The sequence below is a fragment of the Aminobacter sp. P4_H6_2 genome (assembly GCF_056400805.1).
This window is the reverse complement of record NZ_JBFUKO010000940.1, coordinates 1-1465: the sequence shown is the minus strand read 5'-3', so window position 1 is coordinate 1465 and position 1465 is coordinate 1. Positions and strand designations below refer to the sequence as shown.

Sequence of the window (1465 nt, the reverse complement as noted above, 5' to 3'; positions counted from 1 at the left end):
CCTTTCCACGACCCAGGGCCGCATCGCCACGGGCTTCCGCGTCGCTGAAGCTTCCGACAACGCCGCTTACTGGTCGATCGCCACCACCATGCGTTCCGACAACAAGGCCAACTCGGTCGTGCAGGAYKCGCTCGGGCTCGGCGCYGGCAARRTCGACACCGCCTACACCGCGATGAACAAGGCCATCGAAGTCGTCGACAAGATCAAGGAAAAGATCCTCGCGGCCAAGAACGCCGGCACCGAAGATCGYAAGAAGATCCARAGCGAAATCGCAACCTACCAGKCRCAGCTCAAGGACAAYATCGCCGGCGCCAACTATGCCGGGTCGAACCTGCTCAAGACCGGTTCGACTGCGACCGACGCGACAAATTTCAGCGTCATGACCTCCTACAATCGCGACTCGGCGGGCAAGGTCACTACAGGTCAGATCGATGTTGCACTCAGCAACGTTCGCCTGGTCAATACGGACGCTGCAGCCAAAAACGGCGTGCTCGATACAGAAACGGCCACGACCGGTGCGGGCGCTGTCACAGTCTCTGTCCTGACCCTGAGTGTCAGCACGGCAACGCTGGACAGCAAGGATTTCGACGACATGCTGACCGGCGTCGAAAAGGCACTCGGCTCAATGGCGACTGGCGCTGCAGAACTCGGTGCCTCCAAGGCTCGTATCGACATGCAGAAGGACTTCGTGTCCAAGCTCAGCGACTCGATCGACCGTGGCGTCGGCCAGCTCGTTGACGCCGACATGAACAAGGAATCGACCCGTCTGCAGGCCCTTCAGGTCCAGCAGCAGCTCGGCATCCAGGCTCTGTCGATTGCCAACTCCAACACCCAGTCGATCATGTCGCTCTTCCGCGGCTAATATCGGCAAATGTCGTCTCAGACATGAAGCTCGGGCCACATCTCGGTGTGGCCCGATTTCGTTTGGGCAGTCGCATCGGTTAAGATGGGCTAACAAATATTCAAATAAAACAGCAAGTTAATCGCAATTAACCATAATACTTAGAATTTTAATAGGAATTTTCCGCCAGATTACCCCTCATGGCGGGTGACCTTCCYWGAAGCGCTCATTGGCATGATGCCTCTCCGCCATACCGGCCGATCCGGTATGTCCCTGTACCTTTGCATTCTTTAGGGGCGTTATTCCCATGWCCAGCATCAACACCAACACCTCGGCAATGACTGCATTGCAGTCGCTTTCCGCAACCAAYAAGAACCTTTCCACGACCCAGGGCCGCATCGCCACGGGCTTCCGCGTCGCYGAAGCTTCCGACAACGCCGCTTACTGGTCGATCGCCACCACCATGCGTTCCGACAACAAGGCCAACTCGGTCGTGCAGGATTCGCTCGGGCTCGGCGCCGGCAAGATCGACACCGCCTACACTACACCGCGATGAACAAGGCCATCGAAGTCGTCGACAAGATCAAGGAAAAGATCCTCGCGGCCAAGAACGCCGGCACCGAA

The 1465-nt window shown here is 57.7% G+C and carries 1 protein-coding gene and 1 pseudogene; both read left to right on the top strand.

From position 1 onward, the window contains the following. On the top strand, positions 1–862 hold an 862-nt coding region (locus AC1DUU_RS31870; protein WP_476787290.1), incomplete at its 5' end, for a flagellin N-terminal helical domain-containing protein. 286 nt (positions 863–1148) lie between these two features. Beyond that, positions 1149–1465, top strand: a pseudogene (locus AC1DUU_RS31865) (flagellin N-terminal helical domain-containing protein); the annotation flags it as partial.